This is a genomic window from Cellulomonas sp. S1-8 (assembly GCF_026184235.1).
In the GTDB taxonomy this organism is placed as follows: domain Bacteria; phylum Actinomycetota; class Actinomycetes; order Actinomycetales; family Cellulomonadaceae; genus Cellulomonas.
In genome coordinates, this window is sequence record NZ_CP110806.1 from 98,467 (window position 1) to 119,671 (window position 21,205).

A 21,205-nucleotide genomic window follows, 5' to 3' on the forward strand; every position below is an offset into this window, starting at 1 on the left:
TGCCGGTCGGGGACGTCGCAGCCTAACCCCGGCCCGGCAGGTCCGCGCTGCCCGCCGGGTACTCCTCGAGCGGGGCCGCACCGTCCGCCCAGGCGGCGAGGATCGGCTCGACGATGCGCCAACCCTCCTCGGCCTCCGCGGCGCGCGCGGACAGCCGGGTGTCCCCCTCGATGACGGCGAGCAGCAGCTGCCCGTACGGGGTGGGGTCCTGCTGGGCGAGCTCGGCGTCGAGGGTGACGGTCTCGAGCGCGAACGGGTCGCCGATGCCGTTGACGTTGAGGTCGAGGGACATGCGGTCCGGGTCGAGCTGCAGGCGCAGCTCGTTGCGCGTCGGCGCGGCACCCTCGAAGACCCGCAGCGGCACCTCGCGGAACCGCACGACGATCTCGCGCCGGGCCGCCGCCAGGGCCTTGCCGGTGCGCAGCCGGAACGGCACCCCGGACCACCGCCACGTGTCGACGTGCAGGGTGACCTCGGCGTACGTCTCGGTGCCGCGGTCGGGGTCGACGCCCGGCGCGTCGACGTACGACGCGACCTGCTGCGGCCCGTCCGGCCCGGTGACGGTACCGGCGGTGTACCGGCCGCGGCGCGTCCACCGCGCGACCCCCTCAGGGTCCAGCGGTCGCACGGCGCGCAGCACGTCGGCCTTGTGGGACGCGAGGTCCGCCGGCGCGACGGACGTCGGCGGCTCCATCGCCACGTACATCAGCAGCTGCAGCAGGTGGTTCTGGACCATGTCGCGCAGCGCACCGGACCGGTCGTAGTACGACGCACGGCCTTGGGCGTCGACGCGCTCGTCGAAGACGATGTCGACGGACTCCACGTGCGCGCTGCTCCACAGCGGCTCGAGGATGCGGTTGGCGAACCGCAGCCCGATGAGGTTGAGGACCGTCTGCTTGGCAAGGAAGTGGTCGACGCGGAACACCTGCTCCTCGGGCAGCAGGCGCGCGAGGGCCGCGTTGAGCTCGATCGCCCCGGCCAGGTCCTCCCCGAACGGCTTCTCGATGACGAGCCGCAGCCCCGCCGGCAGGTCGACGTCGGCCAGCGCGCGCACGACCCGCAGGAACAGCACGTGCGGCAGGGCCAGGTACAGGACGAGCGGGTCGGTGTCCGTGACCTCGCAGGCGTCGAGGGCGGCCTGCAGCGTCGTCGGGTCGGTGACGTCGCCGCGCATCCAGACGGCGGCGTCGACGAGCGCGGCCACCGCGGGGTCCGGGTCGCCCGGGGCGTGCCCGGCGACCTTCTCGTGGACGAGGGCACGGAAGCCGTCGTCGTCGAGGTCGTCGTTGGCCACCCCGACGAGCCGCAGCCCACCGGGCACGGCCGGGACGACCCGCGCGAGGCCCGGCAGGATGTAGCGCGCGGTGAGGTCGCCGGTCGCGCCCAGGACGACGATCCCGGCGGTCACGGGCGCGCTCCGGCGGGGCACACGGCGGGCAGGGTGCGGGCAGCGGAGGTCATCGCCCCATCCTCCACGGGCGGGCGGGGTGTGTGCGCGTCGGGACGCCGGACCGGCCGTCACGCTGCCCCGCTAGGGTGCGGGCACCCACCACGACAGGAGAGTCATGGGACTGTTCCGGCGCGACCACACGCCCGCCGCCGACGCCCTCGGCACGGGGACGCCCCTGACGGTCGACGTGGTGGACGGGCAGTTCGTGTCCGCGCTCACGTGGACACGGGCCGTGCGACGCGTCGTCGACCTGGCCCAGCCCACGCTCACCGTGCTGCGCCGCGCGGGGGTGAGCGGGAGCGTGCACCTGCGACCGGGCCCCGTCGTCGGTGGCGTCGAGGGCGACGTGCGGCTCAGCGGCGGAGGCGCCCTGGGCGTCGTCGTCGACGAGAACGGCCACGGGTTTCGTCTCGTGCTGCGGCTCGTGGGCACGGAGCGCAGCGAGACGCACCTCATCGACGTCGGGGTCGAGCTCTGGCCCCACCAGGCACTCGACGACGTCGTCCTCGCGGTGTCGTCGCTGATCTCGACGACCGAGGACGCCCCGGTGACACTCCCGGAGCCGCTGGCCGTCACCAAGGCGAACCTCCAGCTCCTGCACCCCACCCCCGACGTGCCCGAGCAGTGGTGCGCGTGCGTGTTCGTCACCCGCGCCCACGACGTCCCGGCCGACGCCGACGACGACGAGCGGTCCGCGCTGTGGGTCTCCCACACCGTCGGGGTCAAGCTGCACCTGGACGGCACCGTCGCCCGCAACCCGGACGACGACGATCCCCACGGGGAGGTCTCGCGGGAGAACCTGGCGACCGCCGCCGGGTGGGCGGCTGTCGACGTCGACCTCGTGCCCTACGCGCGCTGGCTCGCGGACCGGACGCAGCAGGTGCTCGGGATGCGCGTCCGGGGGCTGTGAACCGGCCGCGAGGCGACGCGCCAGCACTGCCGGACCTTGGGCTGGCCCACGTCCTCCACCTACCGTGACCAGGGTGTACATCCACGCGGCCTCCTCGTGGGAGCAGGCGGACGAGGCCTTCGAGTCCTTCGTGGCCGGCCTGCCCGAGCGTCGGCGGGAGCTGGCGGAGCGGGTGGCCGCCTCGGGCGGGCCGTCGCTCGACCTGTCGGTCGAGAGCCTCGGTGGGTTGAACGCGTGGTTCATCGACGAGGTGCTGCGCGTCCCGGAGCCGGCCGAGGTCGACTACCGGTCGCCGTGGCTGCCACCCTCCAACCCGGACTACCACTGGGAGCCCGGCAAGCTGCGTCCGGTACCGGCGTGGCTGCTGCTCCTGTGGGACCAGGTGACGGCGTACGTCGGCGACGTGATGATGGCGCAGGTCCCCGGGGCGCGCTGGGTCTGCTGGCGGGCGAAGCACCCGGGCGACATCACCAACGGGATGCCGGTGGTCGACATCGGCGTGCCCGTGCGCCCGTTCGTCGCGACGGCCTGCGCGAACGCCGGCGTGCCCGGGTTGTGGACGGCCCGCGGAGTACCGGGGCGCGACGGGCAGCCCGACTCGACCCGGCAGCTGGACCACTTCCGCGCCACCCTGGCCGGGCGGGAGACGTACCTCGCCACCCACCCGGCGCGGTGGCAGTCGGCGCCGACCGGGCCGCGCGCGCGCAGGTCCCAGGCCACCCCGCCGGGCTGACCAGGTCGTCCCGGGGCCGCGGTCAGGGCGGTGGGCCGGCGACGCCGAACAGCGCCAGCAGCTCGTCGACGTCGTGCGATGCCGTCGTCGGGTGCCGGAACGGCTGGTGCGCGGCGATCGTGTAGTGCGTCCGCCGGCCCTCGCGGTGCCGCTGCAGGTACCCGGCGGCCTCGAGGTCATGCAGCACCAGCAGCGTCGCGCGGGGCGTGATGCCGACGTACCCGGCGATGTCAGCCACCCGCAGGTCCGGGTCGCGGGCGACGGCGAGCAGCACGTGCGCGTGGTTGGTCAGGAACGTCCACGACGTGCGCGCCCGTGCGCCGTCCACCCGCGACCCGGCGGTCATCGCCGGACCAGGGGGCGGCGTCGGAACACGGGCTCGAGCTCGCGCGTCTCGTCCGGCGTCGCGACGCGGAACGGCGGGTCGACCGGCGCCTCCGTCGCCTTCCGGCCCTGGCCGCGCGTCGCGTACAGGCTCGCGCCGATGCTCACGGCCAGGATCGTGACGACGATGGCGAGCGACAGCGTGGTCGGGATGTACAGCAGGTCGATCTTCAGCAGCATCTTCACGCCCACCCACATGAGGACCAACGCCAGGCCGATCTTCAGGTACACGAAGCGGTGCATGAGGTCGGCGAGCAGGAAGTACATCGCACGCAGGCCGAGGATCGCGAACGCGTTGGCGGTGAAGACGAGGAAGACGTCGTCGGTCACCGCGAAGATAGCCGGGATGGAGTCGACCGCGAAGACGATGTCCGTGACCTCGATGAGGATCAGGACGGCGAGCAGCGGCGTGGCGAGCAGGACGCCGTCGCGCCGGACGAGCAGACGCTGGCCGTGGAACGCGTCGGTCATGGGGACGTGACGGCGGAACAGCCGCCAGGCGCGGGACTGCTCAGGGTCGAGGTGCTCGTTGCGCTGCCGCAGCATGCGGTAGCCGGTCCACAGCAGGAACGCCGCGAACAGGTACAGCACCCAGCCGACGCTCTCGATGAGCGCCGCGCCGCCGGCGATGAAGATGGCGCGAAAGACGAGGGCACCGAGCACCCCGAGGAACAGGACGCGGTGCTGCAGCTCCCGCGGGACGGCGAAGAACGTGAAGATGATCGCCCAGACGAACACGTTGTCGACGGCGAGCGACTTCTCGATGAGGTACCCGGCGAAGTACTGCTGGCCGGCCTCGCTGCCGTACATGCGCCAGACGATGGCACCGAACCCGACGCCGCACGCGACCCAGACTGCCGACCACACGGCGGCCTCGCGCACCGCGATCACGTGCGCATGGCGGTGCGCGAAGAGGTCGATGGCCAGCATGAGCAGGATCGCGGCCAGCACGGCCAGCCACATCCACAGGGGCACGTCCACGAGCATCACCTTCCGGTCGACAAGACAACCGGAGGTCTCTCCCGGCCCGGCGTGCGGGCCCGCTGCGCCGGGGCGTCCTCGGGGACGGCCGTGATGACGACGCAGCGTCGGGGGATACTCCCCTCCACGGAGATGAGTGAACCGCAGTTCACCTGTCGACGTCAACCGCAGCGCGGGTACCCGTTTCACCCGCGCCCGCTCGTGACTGCGACAAATCGGACCTTCTACGCTTCGAGGGCGCGGCGTCGCGCTGGAGCTGGCTGGGGGGCCCATGCATCCGAGGACGATCTCGTCGATCACCGCCGTCGCTGTGCTGACCGGGCTGCTGGCCGCCGCACCACCGGCGGCGGCGGTCCCGACGCCCGCGGGGGACGTGACGATCACCCCGGACGTCGGGTCCACCGCCGGCGGTGACCCGCTCCGGTTCACGGTCCCCGGCGCTGCGTGGGCCGCGGTCGCGGGAGGTGGGCGGCACACGCTGGGCCTCGCGCGCGACGGCGCCGTGTACGCGTGGGGCGAGGGGTCGTCGGGACAGCTGGGCACCGGGTCGACGGCCGACTCCCCGGTGCCGGTGCGCGTCGACGTACCGCTGCCCGACGGCGTGACGATCAGCGCGGTGAGCGCCGGCGCGGACTTCTCGCTCGCGCTCGCGTCGGACGGCACGCTGTGGGCGTGGGGCGCCAACGCGCAGGGGCAGCTCGGCCTCGGCACGACCGACGCGCAGCCCGAGCCGCGGCAGGTGCCGCTGCCCATCGGCGTGGAGCGCGTCGACGCGGGCGGGCAGTTCGTCGTGGCGCTCGACACCGACCGACGGGTGTGGACGTGGGGCGCGAACGACGCCGGGCAGCTCGGCGTCGGCGACCGGCAGCCGCGCACGAGCCCCGTGCCGATGCCGCAGCTCGGGAGCTCGGGGCCCCTCGAGGACATCACGGCGGGCCACCGCCACGCGTTCGCCCTGGTCAACCACAACGAGGTGTTCGCGTGGGGCGACAACTCCTACGGGCAGCTCGGCGCGGACGTCGGCGCACGGCTCACGGTCCCGACGGCCGTGTGGGGCGGCGGCGGCTGCTGCACCGGCACCTCGCGGATGTTCGCCGTCGGGGACAGCACGTTCACCTACGGCGCTCCGGACGAGCTCGTCGCGTTCGGGCGCAACGACCGCGGGCAGCTCGGCATCGGCTTGGTGAGCCGCTCGGCTCCCGCGACGCGGGTCGCGTTCCCGGACGGGGCGCTCCTGGTCGAGGAGGTCGTCGGCGGGGCCCAGCACGTCGTCGCGACGACGCTGGACGGCACGGTCTGGGTCTGGGGCGACGACCAGCTCGGCCAGCTCGGCACCGCGGGGACGGCGACGCTCGCGGCGACGCCGGTCCCGCTGCTCCGGGACGCCCCCGACGCGGCGGTGGCCGCGGGCGAGGCGTCCACGTTCGTCGTCGTCGACGGCGGGGTCGCGGCCGCGGGCCAGAACGCGTCCGGTGAGCTGGGCGACGGCTCGACGACCACACGCCCCACGCCCGTGGACGTGCGCACACCCCTGGACGTCGTGGGCGTGCGCGTCGGGGACGTCCCGGCGGGTGCCGTGGCGCGCGGGGCGGGCGGCACGTTCGCGACGGTCACACCGCCGCTGCCGGACGGTGTCCTCGACGTCGTCCTCGAGACGCGCGACGCCGCCGGCGCCGCCGGCCCGCTCCTGCTGCTCGAGGACGCGTACACCGCGACCGCGACACCCCCGCCGACGTTCGTCACGACGGCCTACCCGGTGGCCGCGGTCGATGAGCCGTACGCGTTCGTGCCCGAGCTGCGCGGACCCGGTCCGATCACGTTCACCAGCGGTGACCTGCCGCCCGGCCTCGTGCTGGACCCGGCAACCGGGGCGCTGAGCGGCACCCCGACACAGGTCGGTGACGCCGACGTGCAGATCACCGCGACCAACGCGTACGGCAGCACGACGCTCACCGCGAACCTGCGCGTGCTCACGCCGCCCGCGCTCTCGTCCGACCCGCTGCCCGCCGGAGCGGTCGGCCGGGCGTACCGCGGGACGCTGTCCCTGGCCGACGAGTGGCCCTGGCGGCCGGCTGTCCGGGTGACCGTCACGGCGGGGGCGCTGCCCGACGGGCTCGGCGTCCGGACGGTGCTGGCACGCGACGGCGCGATCGTCGTCGAGGTCGCGGGTACGCCCACGACGGCCGGCGCCTTCACCTTCACGCTCACGACGACCTCGCCCGTGCCGCGCAGCGTCGAGCAGACGATCACGATCGGCGTGTCGCCGCAGGTCACGTCCCCCGTGCCGCCGTCGGGCACGGTCGGTGCGCCGTACACGCACACGTTCACCGGCAGCGGGTCCGACGTGGCGTTCGTCGTCGCCGCGGGCTCGTTGCCGCCGGGCCTGACGCTCGACCCGGTGACCGGCACGCTCGCGGGCACGCCCACGACCGCAGGCCGCTGGGACGTCGTCGTCGCGGCGCGCACCGCGTTCGCGCAGGAGGCGACGGACGTCGTGCTGCGCATCGTCGGGCCCGGTCTGTCCGCGCCCGTGACGCCCGCGGTCGGGCCCGTGCAGGGCGGCACGACCGTCAGCGTCGCGACGCCCTCGCCGCGGTTCTCGCAGATCACCACGACGGGCACGTGGACCAGGACGGCGACCCTCGGCCTGACCGCCGACGGGTACGTGTGGGCGTGGGGCGACGGGGCGGTGCCGCTGCTCAGCGAGCGGGGCGAGGACGTCGACCCCACCCTGCCCGTGCGCCTGGCGCTGCCGCTCGAGCCCGGCGTCAAGGTCACGCAGCTGGCGTCCGGGTCCGCGTCGTACGTGCTCGCGTCCGACGGGACCGTGCGACACCTGACCGCCGACCCCGCGACGCCGACGGGCACGCGCGTGACCACCGTGCCGCTGACGCTCCCTGCGGGCGTGCGCGTCACCGGCGTCGCCGCGGGGGCGGACCACGCGCTCGCGCTCGCGTCCGACGGCAGCGTGTGGGCGTGGGGCGCGAACGACCAGAACCAGCTCGGCGACGGCACCGCGACCGAGCGCGCGACACCCGTGCGCGTGGCGTTCCCGGCCGGGGTGCGCGTCCGGTCGGTGAGCGCGTCGCACGACGCCTCGCTGGCCGCCGACACCGCCGGTCGCATCTGGACGTGGGGGGTCGACGTCGCCGAGGGGTGCGCCCTGTGGGACGAGTGCGAACCCGTGCTGCACGGGGTGCCGACGCGCGTCGCAGCGCCCGCCGCCCTCGTCGCGACCCGCGTCGTCGTCGCGCAGACGGCGGCGCTGGCGATCGGCAGCGACGGCTCCCTGTGGTCCTGGGGAGGCAACTGGTACGGCGAGCTGGGGCGCTCGGGCGGTGACAGCGTGCCCGAGCCGGTCGAGCTCGAGCGGCCGCCGGGCGTCACGACGCAGGACGTCGCGCTCGCGCGTGAGGGCGGCGTCGCCGTGCTGTCCGACGGGACGGTGTGGCGGTGGGGCCGCGTCCAGTGCTACATCGACTGGACGCAGGACTTCTGCGGGCGCTTCGACGACGACGGCGTGTACGAGCGGCCGACGCGCGTCACCTCCCCCGTCGACCAGCCCGCCGCGCGGGTCGCGGCGTGCGTGCAGTGCGGCCTGGTGCTCACCACCACCGGGGCCGTGTGGGGCTGGGGCGCCAACGACGCCGGCCAGCTCGGGGACGGCACCCGCGTGCGGCGCCCCGACCCGGTGGCGGTGCCCGCACCGTTCACGGTCAGCGGCATCACGTTCGACGGCGTCGCCGCCCGGCTCACCGGGTCACCGGCCAACGCGGTCGCGACGGCCGTCACGCCGGCGCACGCGACAGGGGCGGTCGACGTGGTCGTCACGACCCGGCGCCCGGACGGGTCACCCGGCCCGTCGGTGCGCTACAGCGGAGCCTTCACCTACGGCGCCGCGCCGCCGGGCGCACGACCCAGCGCGGTGGACCCGCGGGTTCGTCCGCGCGAGGTGGGGTGACGAGCGAGCCCTTGCGGCGGACGGATCGGGTGGGTGGTCGGACGCCGGGGTCGTCGGGGACGTGACCGACGAGACCTCCCGCGGCAGGGGCGATGCGCCCGCGGGGCGGTTTCCCGTAGGTTCGTCCCTGCCTCGACCCGAAGGAGCGCCCCCATGCAGTGCCCCGTGGACCAGACCCAGCTCGTCATGACCGAGCGCCAGGGCGTCGAGATCGACTACTGCCCCGTGTGCCGCGGGATCTGGCTGGACCGCGGCGAGCTGGACAAGATCATCGACCGCGCCGGCCCCGCCGCCCCGGGGGTCGACCCGCGCGCCGTCCCGGGGGCGCAGGCGCCGCCGCCCGGCTACGACGACCGCCGCCGCGACCGCGACGACGACCGCGACGACCGGCGACGCGCAGCCCCCGCCTACGGCACCCCGGACTACGGCACGCCGACGCACGACGCCCCGGGCTACGGCGCCCCGGCCTACGGCGCACCGGGCTACGACCCCCGCGGTCGTGACCCCCGTGGCGACTCCCGCGGCTACGACTCCCGGGGCCACGACCCGCGCCGCCGCAAGAAGAAGGACTCCTGGCTCGAGGACCTCTTCGACTTCTGACCCGAGGCTGGATCGACCCCCCCACCGGGGGTGGGGGCGCACGGACGCGGTAGTGGTCACACAGGTGACCCGGACCGTCCCTCCGGGTGGCCAGGTGTGCCTACTGTCGCGATCGCGGCGTGGACCTCGTCCGCGAAGCGCCACAGCGCGTCCTCGCGGGCCTCGTCGTAGGAGGCCGGCGACGGCGGCACGACGCGCGAGCGGTCGACGTAGGCGCCCGTGGGGGCGTCCACGTCGCCGAGGAGCGCCGCGGCGAGCCGTCGGCCGGCAGTCTGCACGTCGTCGATCGACGGCTGGAGGGTGAGCACCTGCAGCACCCGGCCGGCCACGAATCGGGCGACGGGGCTCGCGGCACGCGTGAGGCCGGTGCCGGGGACGAAGCCCGGGTTGTACGCGAGCACGTCGACGCCCACGGGCAGGTGCCGCGCCCACGCGTGGACGAGGTGGACGGCCGCGAGCTTGCTGGTGGAGTAGGCGGTCCGGCCGGCGACGGCGGTCGACGGTCGCGGGAACGCCGCCGGCTGCGCGAGCGTCGCGGGGTCCGACCAGCGGGGCGCGGGGACGAGCCCGCCGGTGTGCCGCAGGTCCCCGAAGTGCGTGTCCGAGACGGTGACGACGACGCGTGCGGGCGTCCGGAGCCACGGCTCGAGGCTGCGCAGCAGCACGTGGTTGGCCAGCACGTTGACCGCGAACGTCGTCTCGAAGCCGTCGGGCGTGGTGTGCAGGGCGTCGACGAGCTGCACGCCGGCGTTGGCGCCGACGACGCGCAGCGGCGGCAGGTCGCCCGCGTCGAGCAGGCGCCCGACCGTGGCGGCCGCCCGGCGGACGGACGTGAGGTCCGCGAGGTCCGCGTCCAGCGGCGTGACGTGCGGTGCGAGGGCGCGCAGCTCCGCGGCCACGGGGTGGACCGAGGACGCGCGACCCAGCAGGACGAGGTGGGTGGTGGGGTCGCGGCGCAGGATCTCGGTCGCGGCCGCGCGGCCGATGCCGCGGGTCCCGCCGGTGAGGAGCACGGTGTGCACGGTGGTGCCTTCCGTCGGACGCCGGGCGATCGCCGACGTGATCGAGTTGACAGTGTCAACGTTACGCATCCCTCGGTGGACGCTGTCAACTATGCTGGTCACGTGGCCGCACGAGCACAGACCGCGGCAGAGACACGTCAGGCGCTCCTCGACGCGGCGTCCGCGCTGCTCGACCGCGGCGGCGTCGACGCCGTCACGCTGCGCGACGTCGGCAGCGGCGCCGGCGTCTCCCGGTCCGCCCCGTACCGGCACTTCGCCGACAAGGACGACCTGCTCGCCGCCGTCGCCGCCGCGGCCTGGACGACGCTCACCGAGGACCTGCGCGCCGTCGTCGCCGGTGCGGACGACACCCCCGCCGCGACCCTGCGCAGCGCGCTCGACGCCCTCGTCCGCCTCGGACGCGGCCGCCCGCACCTCTACCGGCTGATGTTCGTCGGCATCGTCGGGCCGCCCGTCCCCGGCAGCGGCGCGGAGGCTGTCGCGACCGCCGCGTCGGCGGCGCAGGACGAGTTCCTCGTGCTCGTCGAGCGCGTCGTCGGCGCCGCGCGGGCACGCCCCACGGCCGGTGTGCTGCTCGCCGCCACCCACGGCGTCGTCGACCTCGACGTCAGCGGCCACCTCCCGGCGGTGAAGTGGGGAGCCGACGCCGACGCCCTGCTGGACCTGCTCGTCCGGACGGTCGCTGCCACCTGATATCACCCGGGCGCCGGACCGGGGGATTGCTCCGCAAGCGCGGCATCACGGACACGACGCGGGTCTAGGGTGCGGCGACCCACCGGATCGAGCACCAGGACGCCACGTGATCTTCTTCGGCTGGGGCCGACGCTCCAAGACGGCTGAGCTCGACCCCGGACGCGCCCTCGTGCGCATCTGGGCCCACTTCCACCTGTTCTGGCTGTTCCGCATCTCGTGGCCGACGGGGTACCGGCTGGCGACCGCCACCGACGCCGGCTGGGCGCAGCAGCCGATCTCGAACGAGGAGGGTCGCGCGCTGGACCCCCAGGGCCAGACGGACGTGAACCTCTGGTGGCGCTTCGGCCTCCTGCTGCCGGTCGTGGGCATCGTGTTCTCGATCTTCATGGCCACGGTGTTCCCGGAGGCCTGACCGGCCCGACCGCTCGACGGGTCGGTGCGACCTGCCCCGTCCAGGACCCGACCGGGGCGTGCAACGTCCGCGTCACCTGACGCCCGTAGCCTCACGGCATGGACGTGGCGGTGCTCGGTGCGACGGGCGATGTGGGACGGCAGGTGTGCACGCAGCTCGTCGAGCGGCAGGTGCTGCCGACGACGTCGCGCCTGCAGCTCGTGGGGCGGCCCGACGGGTCGTCGGCGCGGGCCGTGCACGGGCTGCGCGCGGACCTGATCGACGCGTACGACGAGCACGCGCCGGTGCTGGACGTCGCGCTCGACCCGGCGGACGTGGTCGCGGACGTCGTCGTGGTCGCCGCCGGCCGCACGATCCCGCCGCGCAGCGACGGCACACCGCCGAGCCGTGGCGCGCTCGCCGAGCAGAACTCGGCCGTCTTCCGCGCCTACGCCGACGCGCTCGCGGCGCACGGGTCCGGCAGCGAGGTCGTCGTCGTGGTGTCCAACCCGGTCGAGCTGGGCGTGGCGATCATGGCGCAGCGGCTGGGTCGGCACCGGGTCATCGGGATGGGCGCGTGGCTCGACACGCTGCGGTTCCGGCGCGAGATCGCGGTGGAGCTGGGCGTGCGGCGGCACCGTGTGGGCGGGTTCGTCGGCGGGCAGCACGGCGATGACGCGGTGCCGCTGTGGTCGACCGTGCGCATCAGCGGGCTTGACGTCGCCGAGCGCGAACGGGCCGTCGCCCGCCTGCGCGGCCCGCGGACGCTGCGGACGTTCCCTGCCGAGATCGCGGACGCCAAGGCGCGCCTGACCGCGCTGGCGTCGCAGGACATGGCGGCCGCGTTCGCGCTGATCGACACGTGGCCGCCGGACCTGCGGGTCGTCGCGCGGCCGTGGATGACGCACCAGTCGGGCGCCAAGACGGCCGCGGGGACGGCGTCCGCGACCATCGACCTGCTCGAGACGGTGCTCGACGGACGCGACATCGTCGTCGCCGGTCAGGTGGCCCTCGCGGGCGAGGTGAGCGTGGGGGGCGCGCCCGTGCACGGGGTGCTCGGCGTGCCCGTCGTCCTGGGCCCCGAGGGGTGGGGGCGCGTCCTGCTCGACCCGCTGCCCGCCGACGAGGACGCGCGGCTCGCGCAGGCGGGTGCGGCGATCGGCGCGGCCGCCGCGCCGTGGACCGACGGGCAGGGGGCACGATGACCGACGACGACACCCGGTGGGTCGGCTGGGTCCGCGCCGAGCACCGCACGGGGAGCATCTCGGCGCTCGCGGGCGTCTTCTCCACGCGCGGCGTCAACGTCGGCTCGATGGCCACGGGCGACGTCCACGACGACGCCGGTCTGGTCGTCGTGACGTTCCGGGCGAGCGAGCGCCGCGCGCGCCTGCTGGCACGTACCCTCGACCGGCTGCCGCAGGTGCGGTCCGTCCAGGTGCGGCGTGCCGACGACCTCGGGGTGCGCGCGGCGGCCGTCGTGCACGTGCCGCGCGGGGTCGTCTTCACCCCGCCGCCGCACGCCGCCGTCCGCTGGTCGGGCCGGACGGACGCCGGTGAACCCCTGCTGGTCGAGGGCGCGCTCGCGGACGTCGAGGCCACCGTCGAGGCGGCGCGCGCCGCGGGCGCGACGAGCGACGCGACGGTCATCCAGCCGCCCCACGGCTGACGCGCCGGTGTCGGTGGGCGGGCCTAGCCTTGCGGTCGTCGGCGGACGCGCACCGGGCGGACGCGCACCGGTCAGGGGGCCACGCATGGACGACACGACGGACCAGGACCATCTGCCCGACGGGTCGCCCCGCGTCAGCGCGGCACAGTTCCACGCCGCGCCGGGCGTCGAGGACTGGCGCGTCCTGTTCTGGGGGGCGCACGCGTGCTACCGGACGACGTCGTTCGCGCAGGCCGCCGCGTTCGTCGCGGCGATCGCGGGGGCCGCGGCCGTGGTGGGCCACGACCCCGACGTGGACGTGCGGCCCGAGGGGGTGACCGTGCGGACGTGCTCGCGGGTCGACGGCGCGCTGGGTCGCCCGGACGTCGACCTCGCGGTGGCGGTCAGTCGCGCCGCGCACGTGCTGGGTCTGACTCCGGACCCGTCGGCGCTGCAGGTCGTCGGCATCGCCGTCGCGCAGGACGCCGGCGTCGACACGCGGGCGTTCTGGGAGGCCGCGTTCGGCTACCGGCGCGTCGGTGACGAGGACCTCACGGACCCGCTGCGCCGCGGGCCGCACCTGTGGTTCCACGAGGTCACGCCCCCACGGCCCGGCCGGGGACGCACCCACATCGACGTGTCCGTCCCGGCCGATCAGGCGCAGGCTCGCGTCGACGCGGCCGTCGCGTTGGGCGGCCGGATCGTCAGCTCCGGCGGAGTCCCGCACACGTGGACGATCGCGTCTCCGGACAACCACGGCGTGGACATCGCCGGGTGGGCGGACACCGAGGCGTGAGCCGAGGTCGTGAGCGCGGGCTCCTTGCCGACGAGCGCGGACCAACCTAAACTTCGGCGTAGGCCGCGCCATCGAGGTGGTTGCGGAAGTGAGCCTCGGGAGATCCTGCCGGACGACAGGGCCCGAGGCTCGCGTCACTTCAGCACCACGTCGTCAACGACGTGCACAGTCATCCGGCTTTCGAGAATCCGCCACCAGCGACCTTCACCGACGCGCTGTGCGACCAGGGCGCCACACACTGCGTCCGCGATCCACAGCATCGGATCCGCAGGTCCGGGGGCATGATCCAGCCGTAGGGTCGAGCTGATGTGCCGTCGGGATCGCAGCGCGTCCAGCATCTCGCGGTCCCGCCTGTCGGCCATGGCGCCGCGCGACTCCAGCACCAGGTGTGTGCAGCCCGCTGCCACGAGCTCGGGAGCGAAAGTCTCGAAGCACTTCCGGCGCTGGCGCTCGTCCTTCTCGCTGGGCCCGCCCCGCCGGACGACGACGACGCCCTCGATCGGCAGGCTGGAGATCACCGCCACGACTGCATCGTGGCGGTGATCCGAGTCGGCTCGCCAATGAAGCTTCTTCTCGGAGGGCCTCTGGAGCTCCACCATGGCCGAGCGCAACTCGTCGGCACGGGCCGGGTCGGCGAGGACTGCACCCATCAGGTAGACGTCAGGGTCACGCTTCGCGACAGATCTGGACTCGTCGCCCCAAGCGTGGAACACGTGGCGTAACCCTTCCGCGGCACCGCCCGGTCCGCTCCGGGTGGGACGGTACACACGCGGGGTGACAGCGGAAGCAGGCACTCTCTGCGTGGAGGGGTAGGCCTGAGTCCGCCCGGCGGCCGAGGCCGTCGGTGCGGCGGCGTGTCCGAGGGCGAGCGGCGTCCAGCACGATCGTGCTGCTATTTCCGCACGACCGTGCTAATCTCGCCGGATGGTCGACACCGCCCTCCCCAAGGGCCGACGCACGCGGGACGCGATCCTGGTGCGCGGCGTCGAGCTCGCGTGCCGCGTCGGGCTCGGGGGTCTCACGATCGGCGGGCTGGCCGACGAGGTCGGCATGTCCAAGAGCGGGATGTACGCGCACTTCGGCTCGAAGCAGGCGCTGCAGCTCGCGGTGCTCGACGCGGCCGCGCAGGAGTTCGCGACCTCGGTGATCCTGCCCGCGCTGCGCGTCCCGCGCGGCGAACCGCGGGTGCGCGCGCTCGCCGACCTGTGGATCACGTGCGGCATCGAGCGTCAGCCCGGCGGGTGCCTGTTCGTCAAGGCCAGCACCGAGCTCGACGAGCAGGACGGCCCGGTGCGCGACCGCCTCCGCGAGCAGCACCACGAGCTCGCGCGGAGCATCGCGCGGATCGTCGCGGGCGGCGTCACCGACGGCCAGTTCCGCCCCGACACCGACACCGCGCAGTTCGCGACCGACCTGCACGGCGTGATGCTCGGGATGTACCACGGGTACCGGCTGCTCTCCGACCCGGCAGCCGAGCAGCAGGCGCGCACCGCGATCGAGCGGCTGCTCGCCGCTGCGCGCGCGGCACCGGCGACCACGGCCGTCGCACCCGCATGACCCACCGTCTCCCCCTCGTCCGAGAGCTCCACAGCACCCGAGAGCAGGCCGCCGCATGAGCGCCGTCGACACCTCCGCCTCCGGCACCTCCGCCTCCGGCACCACCGCCCCCGCGACGCCGACGCGTGCGCCCCGGCGTCGGCAGCTCGCCTCCCGCGCGCGCCTCGCCTACGTCCGCGGACGGCTGCGCGTCCTGAGCGTCGTCGCACCGCGCGTCGCCGGCGCCGAGGCGTTCGCCCTGTGGTGCACGCTCCCCGGGGGGACCGGGCGCCGCAAGGACTACCGCCCGCACACCGGCGAGGTCGTCGAGCTGACCTCGCCCCGGGGCGGCCGGGTCGTCGCCGAGGCGTGGGGCGACGGGCCTGTCGTCTACCTCGTGCACGGCTGGGGTGGCTGGCGGGGGCAGCTCGGGGCGTTCGTCGGGCCGCTCGTCGACGCCGGCCACCGCGTCGTTGCCGTCGACGCGCCGGGGCACGGGGACTCCGACCCGAGCGTGCTCGGTCCGCGACGCGGGACCCTGGTCGAGGTCATGGAGGCGCTGGAGACCGTCGGCGCGCGCTTCGGCGACCCGGTGGCCGTCGTCGCCCACTCCATGGGGACCACCGCCGCGTCCATGGTGCTCAGCGCCGGGAGCATGCGAGCCGACCGTCTCGTGCTGATCGCGCCCAACCACGACTTCGCCGACATCCTCGGGGAGTTCGCCCGGACGCTGCGCCTGAGCGATCGCGTCCAGACGCTGCTGCGCGCGGCGCTGGAGGAGTTCGCGGAGCGCCCGCTCAGCGACTTCGACCTCGGACCGCTCGGGGCGGACGGGCAGCTGCCGCAGACCCTCGTCGTGCACGACCGGCGCGACAAGGAGACGCCGTTCGCGGTGGGGCGCAGCGTCGCGGCCGCGTGGCCGACGGCGACCCTCGTCGCGACCGACGGGCTCGGCCACCAGCGGATCCTGCGTGACGAGGCGACGATCGAGCTCGTCGTGCAGCACGTCACCGCGCGCTGAGCGACGGCCGCGGGCGCGCTGACGCCCGGCGGCCACGCGGGCCACCGGGCGTCGGCGCGTGCGATCGGTGCTCGACCGAGGTCGCGTCAGACGGGACGCTTCTTCGGCGCCGTCTCGGCGGTCATCCGGGCGTCGCGCTCGACGACGTCCCCGAGGGCCTCGTCGATCCGCGCCATCGCCTCGGCCGGGATGCGCACGCCCGCGGCCTTGACGTTCTCGTGGACCTGCTCCGGACGCGACGCGCCGATGAGCGCGGCGGCGACGTTGTCGTTCTGCAGCACCCACGCGATGGCGAGCTGCGCCATCGACAGGCCCAGCTCGTCGGCGACGGGCTGCAGCGCCTGCACGCGCGCCAGGACGTCGTCGTTCATGAACCGCTTGATCATGTTCGCGCCGCCCTTCTCGTCCGTGGCGCGCGACCCGGCCGGGGGCTGCTCGCCCGGCTTGTACTTGCCGGTGAGCACGCCCTGGGCGACGGGCGACCAGACGATCTGCGAGACGCCGAGCTCGCGCGACGCGGGCACGACCTCGTCCTCGATGACTCGCCAGAGCATCGAGTACTGCGGCTGGCTCGAGATGAGCTGCACGCCGAGCTCGGTGGCGAGGGCGTGACCCGCGCGCAGCTGGTCCGCGGTCCACTCCGAGACGCCGATGTACAGGGCCTTGCCCTGGCGGACGACGTCGGCGAACGCCTGCATCGTCTCCTCGAGCGGGGTCTCGGTGTCGTACCGGTGCGCCTGGTACAGGTCGACGTAGTCGGTCTGCAGCCGCTGCAGCGAGCCGTTGATCGACTCCATGATGTGCTTGCGCGACAGGCCGACGTCGTTCTTGCCCGCCGGGCCGGTCGGCCAGTAGACCTTCGTGAAGATCTCGAGCGACTCGCGCCGCTCACCCTTCAGCGCGTCGCCGAGGACGGTCTCGGCCTTCGTGTTCGCGTAGACGTCCGCGGTGTCGAACGTCGAGATGCCGACGTCGAGGGCCGCGCGGACGCAGGCGGTCGCGGTCTCGTTCTCGACCTGCGAGCCGTGCGTGAGCCAGTTGCCGTACGTGATCTCCGAGATCTTGAGGCCGGAGCTGCCGAGGTAGCGGAATTCCATGCCCCCATCTGACCACCTCCGCGCGGCCCCGGCCCACCGGCGCGTCAGGGCGGCGGGCTCTGCGCGCCCGTCGTCGAGGTCACCGGCTCGCGCGCCACCCCCGCCGCGGCGAGCGCCTCGTCGACCCGGGCCTGCACCTGCCGCGCCGACCGCCGCCGCCACCACCGGACCAGGACCACGGCACCGACGACGAGGACCAGGAGCGCGAGCTGCGGCCACGGCACGGCCCAGACGGTGACCGGCGCGGACCCGGCGCGCATGGCGGCGTCGACGACGTCCTCGCCGACGACCCACGGGCGGACGTCGACGTGCCCGGTGACCCGGACCACGGGCCACACGGGCAGGGACGCCTCGACGACCGCGGACTGGCCGGGCAGCACCTCGCGCAGCTCGGCGGTGTGCGACGCCGCGCCGATGCCGGCCGGGCCGGCGAGGGTCGTAGCAGGCCGGGCGCCGAGCCGCACGTCGCCGGTGTTGCGCACGACGTACCGCACGTGGACCGTGCCCGGGGCGAAGGGGTTCCACGAGGGTTCCCACCGGGTGGTGACGTCGTCGGGGGTGAGCGCGGCCTCGACGTCGCCAGTGACCCGTAGGTGCAGGCGGGTCCCGACGCGGGCCGCGAGCCGCACGGCGTCGTCGGCGACGAGCTCCGCGACGACGCCCGCGGGGTGGTCGCCCGGGGTCGCGTCGGCGGGGACGGTGATGGTCAGCGGGACGGTGGCGGCCGCGCCGCCGGCGAGCGTCAGGCTCAGCCGGCCGTCGTCGAGCGCCTCGGCGCCCTCGGGCGGGCTCAGCGCGATCCACGCGCCGCCGTCCTGTGGGGCGCCGCCCGGCGGGACGTCGAAGTCCCCGGAGTCGGACAGCGTGCCGTCGCCGGCGTACACCAGGAAGGTGGCGGCGCGGTCGCTGAAGTTGGTGACGGTGACGTGCTCGGTGACCGACGCGCCGGGGTCCAGGACGTGCCGCAGCGAGATCCGCCCGTCGGGCCCGTCGGCGGTGGCCGGTTGCACGGTCCACGTCACGGTCGTCGCGGACCCGTCGTCGGTCGTCGCGCCGACGGCGCCGGGCACCGCGACCAGGAACCCGCCGAGCGCGACGGCAGCGGCGACGACGGAACGCAGCAGGATGCGCACGATTGCTCTCTCACGGGCCGAGGGACGGGTGCCGAGCTCGTACTTCGGCGGCTTCCGGCGGGCCGTGGGCCGCCGAAGTACGAGCTCGACGTGGATCAACCCGTCAGTCGACGGGGAACAGCGACAGGCTCAACGTGCCTGCGTACTCACCGGGGTCCGTGTCGACGGGCACGTCGAGCACGAGGTCCGCGCCGATCGTCGCCGAGCCGAGCCGGCCCTCGGGCGTCGCCGAGGCGAGACGTCCGGGGATGACCAGGCCCTCCCCGCCGCCGAGCGCCGTGGCCCGGGCGTCGCCCGCGACGAGGCCCGCGCGCGGGCTCTCGATGCGCGGGGTCCAGCCCAGGTGCTTCGCGTCGAGCAGACGCGCACCGGAGTCGAACGAGTACGCCTGACCCGTGACGGCCCACCCGGTGACCCCCGCCTGCGCGACCGAGCGTGAGTCGGTGACCGTCACCGTGGGCAGCTGGCCCCGGAACCGCAGGGCGGTGCCGGTGTTCTGCGGCCCGTCCAGCGTCACGCCGGAGCCGTCGTCGGCCACGGACAGCGCCAGGACGCCGTTCTCGCCCTCGGGCACGACGGCCCGCAGCTCCACGCCCTCGGTGTTCTCGGGGTCGCGGAACAGCCGCGGCAGGAAGTCGATGAGGTTCTTCTGCCACACGTCGAACCCGTGCGGGCCCTGCGTGACGCCGGCGAACTCGTGGGTGATCCCGTTGGTCTCGAGCAGCTCCAGCAGGTTCATCGTCGCCTGGTAGGTGAAGTCGGTCTTGTCACCGGTGTAGACGCGGGCGAGCCGGGTCTCGGCGTTGACCGCGGCAGGGTCGAACTGCGGGGTGTTGAAGAACAGCCCACCCGAGAACGCGCCCATCCACCCGAACTGCCCCGGACGCGTGAGCCACGTGTTGAGCGTGTTCATGGCGCCCATCGACAGACCGGCGATCGCCTGGTTGGCGGCGTCGTCCGCGATGTTGTACTCGGCCCGCGCCGCGGGTGCCAGGTTCTCCATCAGCTCGGCCGGGAAGTCGGGCGAGTTGCCGTTGCCCATGACGACGACCATCGGGACGATCGAGCCGTCCTTGATGTAGTGGTCGAGGATCTGCGGCGCGCGGCCCACCTCGACCCAGTCGCCGTAGTTCTGCCCACCGCCGTGGTTGAGGTACAGCACGGGGTACGGCTCGGCGCGGTTCGCGTCGTAGCCCTTGGGCGTCCAGACGTACGCCGTGCGCTCCTCGCCGGCGACGGCGCTGTCGTACGTCAGCGTGGACAGGGTGCCGCGCTCGTCCGCGGGCAGGTCACCCAGCAGGCGGTCGGTCTCGCCGGGCACGAACAGCGGGCTGACGCCGGTGAGCGTGTTGACCGTGTCCTCGGGGTCCTTCACGTCCACGCCGTCGACGACGTACCGGTAGTAGTAGAAGCCGTCGAGCGGGCCCATCGCCAGGCGCCAGCGGTCCCCGACCTTCGTCATCGGCACGCGGAACCACGCGCCGTTGGGTGCCCAGTTGGCCCACACCGTGACGTCCTTGGCGTCGGCGAACTGCGTGCCGGTCTCGAACGTGACGATGCCGTTCTCGTCGACGTGCGGCGTCGAGATCGACCCCGTGGCCGGCGGCGTGTACTTCTCGTCGAGCGGGCCGTGCCCCTCGCGCGGGCCGTGGCCCGCGTCGTCCTGGAACACGCGGGACGCGAAGTCGCGCAGGCCCTCGCGCCACGTGTCCCACGTGTCTCCCGAGTCGGGGTCGACGCCGTCGAACTCGTGCTCGACGCCCGTGCGCTCGAGCGTGCGCAGCAGGTCGTGCGTCTTGTTGTACGACGGGTCGAGCACGTTGCCGACGTACACGCGCAGGCGGTCGGTGCCCTCGTTGATCTCGGCGACCTCGGTGCGGTTCGGGTCACGCGGACGTTCGGGGAACGTCACGGAGAACGCCCCGACCTCGCTGAACGTGCCCGGGTCGCTGCGCAGCACCTCGAGCGCCTGGTGCGCGCCCGTGCCGATGCCGGCCACGGCCTGGCCGGCGCCGTCCTCGCTGACGTTGTACGCCCCGCGCGCCGCCGCGACGACACCGTCGAGCAGCTCGGCGCGTGCGTCGTCGCCGCCCACCTGGGCCATCACGACGACCATGTCGGCGAGCGCACCCTCGGCGGCCAGGTTGTCGAGCACCTGCGGTGCACGGCCCAGCTCGGTCCACTCGTCGACGGACTGGTCGCCGTCGGCCAGCAGGTACAGGACGGGGTACGCGTCGGCGCGCTCGGCGTCGTAGCCGGGCGGCGTCCAGACGAGCGTGGTCCGCTCGTCGTCCGCGACGGGGCTGTCGTACGTCAGCTCCGCGACCTCGCCGCCGTTCGCGACGTCGGACATCCACTGCACCGACGGGCCGGGGACGAAGAACGTGTTCCACGTCGGGTGCGACGTGACCGCGACCGGGGTCGCGGGGTTCCGGAACGACTTCTTGGTGCGGTCCGGGAACGTCGCCGTGTACTGGTAGTAGTACAGGCCGGGCTCCAGGATCCCGACCTGCGTCGGGTAGTCGGTGCCGCTGGGGTCCATCGCCAGGTCCGACCATGTGCCCGCCGGTCCGATGTTGCCCTGCAGCTCCACGACCTGCGGCGTGCCCCCGACGATCTCCTGGACCGTCGCCTGCGGGGCGGTGAACCGGTAGTACCCCTCGGGCGTCACCGACACCCACGGGTCGGGCGCGACGCCCTCTGCTGCTGCGGGTGGTGCCATCACTGCCGCCGTTCCCAGTGCGAGCGCGGCCCCTGTGACCACGGCCGTCGTCCTGCGTCGCGCGCCCTGTGCGTCACGTGGCCCCCTGCGAGTCATCCCCATCGATACCCCTCCTCGGTCGCCGACCGGC

At 74.4% G+C, this 21,205-nt stretch carries 19 protein-coding genes; 11 read left to right on the forward strand and 8 right to left on the reverse strand.

Going from position 1 to position 21,205, the window contains the following annotated elements:
• Positions 1-22: 22 nt before the first annotated feature.
• Positions 23-1,408, reverse strand: coding sequence for a glucose-6-phosphate dehydrogenase (locus OKX07_RS00440; RefSeq protein ID WP_265629897.1), 1,386 nt, complete (start codon positions 1,406-1,408; stop codon positions 23-25).
• Between the two features lie 157 nt (positions 1,409-1,565).
• On the opposite strand from OKX07_RS00440, the gene OKX07_RS00445 reads away from it, so the two are divergent.
• Positions 1,566-2,360, forward strand: coding sequence for a hypothetical protein (locus OKX07_RS00445; protein ID WP_265629898.1), 795 nt, complete (start codon positions 1,566-1,568; stop codon positions 2,358-2,360).
• Positions 2,361-2,433: 73 nt separating this feature from the next.
• A complete protein-coding gene (locus OKX07_RS00450; protein ID WP_265629899.1) occupies positions 2,434-3,093 on the forward strand; it encodes a hypothetical protein in 660 nt (219 codons plus the stop codon).
• 22 nt (positions 3,094-3,115) lie between these two features.
• Here OKX07_RS00450 and OKX07_RS00455 read toward each other — a convergent pair whose 3' ends face one another.
• Entirely contained in the window at positions 3,116-3,439 is a 324-nt protein-coding gene (locus tag OKX07_RS00455; RefSeq protein WP_265629900.1) for a helix-turn-helix transcriptional regulator, read from the reverse strand.
• Positions 3,436-4,458: a TerC family protein gene (locus OKX07_RS00460; protein WP_265629901.1), complete on the reverse strand. Its 1,023-nt coding sequence runs from the start codon at positions 4,456-4,458 to the stop codon at positions 3,436-3,438. Before OKX07_RS00460 ends, OKX07_RS00455 begins: the two co-directional genes overlap by 4 nt.
• 271 nt (positions 4,459-4,729) lie before the next feature.
• On the opposite strand from OKX07_RS00460, the gene OKX07_RS00465 reads away from it, so the two are divergent.
• Both OKX07_RS00465 and OKX07_RS00470 read left to right on the forward strand, forming a co-directional pair.
• Entirely contained in the window at positions 4,730-8,419 is a 3,690-nt protein-coding gene (locus OKX07_RS00465) for a putative Ig domain-containing protein (protein ID WP_265629902.1), read from the forward strand.
• Between the two features lie 153 nt (positions 8,420-8,572).
• Positions 8,573-9,019, forward strand: coding sequence for a zf-TFIIB domain-containing protein (locus tag OKX07_RS00470; protein WP_265629903.1), 447 nt, complete (start codon positions 8,573-8,575; stop codon positions 9,017-9,019).
• 56 nt (positions 9,020-9,075) lie between these two features.
• Here the strand turns inward: OKX07_RS00470 and OKX07_RS00475 are convergent, their stop codons facing one another.
• Positions 9,076-10,041 carry an SDR family NAD(P)-dependent oxidoreductase gene (locus tag OKX07_RS00475; protein ID WP_265629904.1) on the reverse strand — a complete coding sequence of 322 codons (966 nt, stop codon included), beginning with the start codon at positions 10,039-10,041 and terminating at the stop codon, positions 9,076-9,078.
• Between the two features lie 102 nt (positions 10,042-10,143).
• On the opposite strand from OKX07_RS00475, the gene OKX07_RS00480 reads away from it, so the two are divergent.
• The 5 genes from OKX07_RS00480 (at position 10,144) to OKX07_RS00500 (ending at position 13,566) form a co-directional block, all read left to right on the forward strand.
• Complete coding sequence (locus OKX07_RS00480; RefSeq protein ID WP_265629905.1) at positions 10,144-10,734, forward strand: TetR/AcrR family transcriptional regulator; 591 nt, start codon at positions 10,144-10,146, stop codon at positions 10,732-10,734.
• Between the two features lie 106 nt (positions 10,735-10,840).
• Positions 10,841-11,146: a hypothetical protein gene (locus tag OKX07_RS00485; protein ID WP_265629906.1), complete on the forward strand. Its 306-nt coding sequence runs from the start codon at positions 10,841-10,843 to the stop codon at positions 11,144-11,146.
• A gap of 98 nt (positions 11,147-11,244) precedes the next feature.
• Positions 11,245-12,330, forward strand: a complete 1,086-nt coding sequence (locus OKX07_RS00490; protein WP_265629907.1) for a lactate/malate family dehydrogenase — start codon at positions 11,245-11,247, stop codon at positions 12,328-12,330.
• Positions 12,327-12,791 (forward strand): ACT domain-containing protein, encoded by a 465-nt coding sequence (locus OKX07_RS00495; protein WP_265629908.1) that lies wholly within the window; start codon positions 12,327-12,329, stop codon positions 12,789-12,791. Before OKX07_RS00490 ends, OKX07_RS00495 begins: the two co-directional genes overlap by 4 nt.
• A gap of 85 nt (positions 12,792-12,876) precedes the next feature.
• Positions 12,877-13,566 (forward strand): VOC family protein, encoded by a 690-nt coding sequence (locus tag OKX07_RS00500; protein WP_265629909.1) that lies wholly within the window; start codon positions 12,877-12,879, stop codon positions 13,564-13,566.
• A gap of 134 nt (positions 13,567-13,700) precedes the next feature.
• Here OKX07_RS00500 and OKX07_RS00505 read toward each other — a convergent pair whose 3' ends face one another.
• Positions 13,701-14,216, reverse strand: coding sequence for a hypothetical protein (locus tag OKX07_RS00505; RefSeq protein ID WP_265629910.1), 516 nt, complete (start codon positions 14,214-14,216; stop codon positions 13,701-13,703).
• Between the two features lie 274 nt (positions 14,217-14,490).
• Between OKX07_RS00505 and OKX07_RS00510 the strand changes: the two genes are divergently transcribed.
• Positions 14,491-15,123: a TetR/AcrR family transcriptional regulator gene (locus OKX07_RS00510; RefSeq protein ID WP_265629911.1), complete on the forward strand. Its 633-nt coding sequence runs from the start codon at positions 14,491-14,493 to the stop codon at positions 15,121-15,123.
• Positions 15,124-15,178: 55 nt separating this feature from the next.
• The gene (locus OKX07_RS00515; protein WP_265629912.1) at positions 15,179-16,123 is read left to right on the forward strand and encodes an alpha/beta fold hydrolase; all 945 of its coding nucleotides are present in this window, start codon (positions 15,179-15,181) and stop codon (positions 16,121-16,123) included.
• Positions 16,124-16,209: 86 nt separating this feature from the next.
• On the opposite strand, the gene OKX07_RS00520 is transcribed toward OKX07_RS00515, so the two are convergent.
• The 3 genes from OKX07_RS00520 to OKX07_RS00530 form a co-directional block, all read right to left on the reverse strand.
• Positions 16,210-17,220: an aldo/keto reductase family protein gene (locus OKX07_RS00520; RefSeq protein WP_265629913.1), complete on the reverse strand. Its 1,011-nt coding sequence runs from the start codon at positions 17,218-17,220 to the stop codon at positions 16,210-16,212.
• Between the two features lie 44 nt (positions 17,221-17,264).
• On the reverse strand, positions 17,265-18,353 hold the full coding sequence (locus OKX07_RS00525) for a hypothetical protein (RefSeq protein ID WP_265629914.1): 1,089 nt from the start codon (positions 18,351-18,353) through the stop codon (positions 17,265-17,267).
• Positions 18,354-18,456: 103 nt separating this feature from the next.
• Positions 18,457-21,075, reverse strand: coding sequence for an alpha/beta hydrolase (locus OKX07_RS00530; RefSeq protein WP_265629915.1), 2,619 nt, complete (start codon positions 21,073-21,075; stop codon positions 18,457-18,459).
• Positions 21,076-21,205 lie beyond the last annotated feature (130 nt).

What these genes read in the sequence shown, in the direction of transcription:
- OKX07_RS00445 (WP_265629898.1), top strand. Translation starts at nt 1,566, where the DNA reads ATGGGACTGTTCCGGCGCGACCACACGCCCGCCGCCGACGCCCTCGGC.
- OKX07_RS00455 (WP_265629900.1), bottom strand. Translation starts at nt 3,439, where the DNA reads ATGACCGCCGGGTCGCGGGTGGACGGCGCACGGGCGCGCACGTCGTGG.
- OKX07_RS00465 (WP_265629902.1), top strand. Translation starts at nt 4,730, where the DNA reads ATGCATCCGAGGACGATCTCGTCGATCACCGCCGTCGCTGTGCTGACC.
- OKX07_RS00470 (WP_265629903.1), top strand. Translation starts at nt 8,573, where the DNA reads ATGCAGTGCCCCGTGGACCAGACCCAGCTCGTCATGACCGAGCGCCAG.
- OKX07_RS00490 (WP_265629907.1), top strand. Translation starts at nt 11,245, where the DNA reads ATGGACGTGGCGGTGCTCGGTGCGACGGGCGATGTGGGACGGCAGGTG.
- OKX07_RS00495 (WP_265629908.1), top strand. Translation starts at nt 12,327, where the DNA reads ATGACCGACGACGACACCCGGTGGGTCGGCTGGGTCCGCGCCGAGCAC.
- OKX07_RS00500 (WP_265629909.1), top strand. Translation starts at nt 12,877, where the DNA reads ATGGACGACACGACGGACCAGGACCATCTGCCCGACGGGTCGCCCCGC.
- OKX07_RS00505 (WP_265629910.1), bottom strand. Translation starts at nt 14,216, where the DNA reads ATGGGTGCAGTCCTCGCCGACCCGGCCCGTGCCGACGAGTTGCGCTCG.
- OKX07_RS00510 (WP_265629911.1), top strand. Translation starts at nt 14,491, where the DNA reads ATGGTCGACACCGCCCTCCCCAAGGGCCGACGCACGCGGGACGCGATC.
- OKX07_RS00515 (WP_265629912.1), top strand. Translation starts at nt 15,179, where the DNA reads ATGAGCGCCGTCGACACCTCCGCCTCCGGCACCTCCGCCTCCGGCACC.
- OKX07_RS00520 (WP_265629913.1), bottom strand. Translation starts at nt 17,220, where the DNA reads ATGGAATTCCGCTACCTCGGCAGCTCCGGCCTCAAGATCTCGGAGATC.
- OKX07_RS00530 (WP_265629915.1), bottom strand. Translation starts at nt 21,075, where the DNA reads ATGGCACCACCCGCAGCAGCAGAGGGCGTCGCGCCCGACCCGTGGGTG.